This window comes from Clostridia bacterium (assembly GCA_012841935.1).
Classification (GTDB): Bacteria; Bacillota; Peptococcia; order DRI-13; family DTU073; genus DUTS01.
This window is the reverse complement of record DUTS01000035.1, coordinates 1-1,814: the sequence shown is the minus strand read 5'-3', so window position 1 is coordinate 1,814 and position 1,814 is coordinate 1. Positions and strand designations below refer to the sequence as shown.

2 protein-coding genes are annotated in these 1,814 nt (G+C 36.2%); both read left to right on the top strand.

Annotation, left to right across the window (positions count from 1 at the left end; translation table 11 throughout):
- The coding region (locus GX687_02000; protein ID HHX96222.1) for a hypothetical protein at window positions 1–691 on the top strand (691 nt) is incomplete at its 5' end.
- Between the two features lie 224 nt (window positions 692–915).
- Window positions 916–1,797, top strand: coding sequence for a copper amine oxidase N-terminal domain-containing protein (locus tag GX687_01995; GenBank protein HHX96221.1), 882 nt, complete (start codon window positions 916–918; stop codon window positions 1,795–1,797).
- Window positions 1,798–1,814: the final 17 nt, after the last annotated feature.

The following is a 1,814-nucleotide window of genomic DNA, read 5'->3' as shown; positions in this document are numbered from 1 at the left end:
GCCTGAAGCTGAAAAAAAGGCTGTTGAGGCTTGGTTTTTGAAAGGGAATAATAAAGAGGCTAAGGTGATTTATGAAGGGGTAGGGGATGTGCCTACCTTTGGTGTGGAAATAACTTCACCAGAAGACAATGATTTGGTTTATGTAGATGTAAGTAAAATTGACGGAACCATGATTTGGGGTATGCAGGTTAAGGAAATTACTCAAAGTAAATTAACTTTAAAAGAAGGTGAAGAAATAGCCCTGCGTTTTTTGAAAGTACGTGATTTTCCCCCTTTTGAAGTAGTGAAAGCACAAAAAGAGGATCATACAGGGGTTTATACACTTGTGCCGCGTCAGAATAAGGTTTTGTTATATCCGGATCAAGTAAAAATACAAGTAGCACTTGATGAAGGAACAGTAATTGGTTTTGAAGGTACACCCTATTATTTATTTCATAAAAAACGTGATTTCCCAGGGGTACAACTGCAGCCTCAAGCCATAAAAGAATTGCTTAATCCCCGTTTAAAAGTAGAGTTAATTCAATTGGCTTTAATTATTGATGCCAGTGGAAAAGAGGTTTTGACCTGGGAAGTAAGAGGTAGTTTTGCTGAGGAAAAGTTTGCTGTTTTTTTTGATGCCCAAACAGGTCGGGAAATTATAATAACAAGAATTACACCTCCGGCGGAATTTACTTTTGGGGTAGTATCCTAAGTAAAAAATAGTTTTTTCAAAAGACACCTGTACGTCCTAAATTATAGGGATTAACAGATCTTTCTTTAGATGAGGTGCAAAAAATAGCCCGGGAAATTAATTCCTAATTAATTGAACTATTTACACCCACAAGTTTTGTGGGTGTTTGTTTTATTTACAATAATTGACAAGAAGTGTATATATGTTAAAATATTGTACAAATGGTAGTTTAAAGGAGGAGAAAGATGCGTCATAAAAAAATGTTTTACCTTATTATTTTATTGGGACTAATGATTCCTACTTTGGCTTTAGCCTCTGTAAGTGTTTATGTTGATCAAGAAAAAATAACTTTTCCCGATCAACAGCCTTTGATTAATGCCGATAATCGTACTTTAGTACCACTTCGCTTTGTTACTAAGGCTTTAAAAGGGAAAGTAGTTTGGCTTGCCCCTACTCAAACCGTTGAAATTGAACATTCAGTAGGTACTATTTCTTTAACTGTGGGGAAAAATTTTGCTTATAAAAATGGAGAAAAAATCCCTTTAGATACTACCGCCATAATTAAAGGAGATCGGACTATGGTACCCTTACGTTTTATAAGTGAATGCTTTGGTGCCCATGTTTATTGGAATAGTAGTAAACGCAAGGTTTTTATTACTACTCAATTACCACCAGTAAATGAGTTTAAAGGGATACCCTTTAAACCTGAGGATTTGCCTTTTAAAGGTGGCAGTAGACCTTTGGAGCGTTCTGATCGATCTTCGGCAAGGGTGCAGTATGTTCAAGTAAACGATTTGCCGATACGGCTTAGCTCCGATTATATAATATACGGGTTGACAGTAGATAATGAATATATTGAAATAAAACAGTATTCTTCAATTAATATACCGGCACCAATGTATATGATAGAAAATGGGCAATTAAGTCGGGGAAGACGTTATACTAGTGATCTACAAGAAAGCACAATCTTTACATATAAATACCCCGTGCAATCGCGGTTAGAACAGGCTTTAGGGGAGAGACCTGTTAATCTTGCTGATATAGAGGGCTTCACTTTTCATGCTTTATGTGAAGGTAATTTCCGGATGTTGGTTATTGCCAACCCGCTTTATCAGGGTGAGAATTAATGATGAAGCGAATAATT

Bases quoted from the DNA above. Each gene is read 5' to 3' on its own strand.
- GX687_01995 (HHX96221.1), top strand. From the start codon at position 916: ATGCGTCATAAAAAAATGTTTTACCTTATTATTTTATTGGGACTAATG.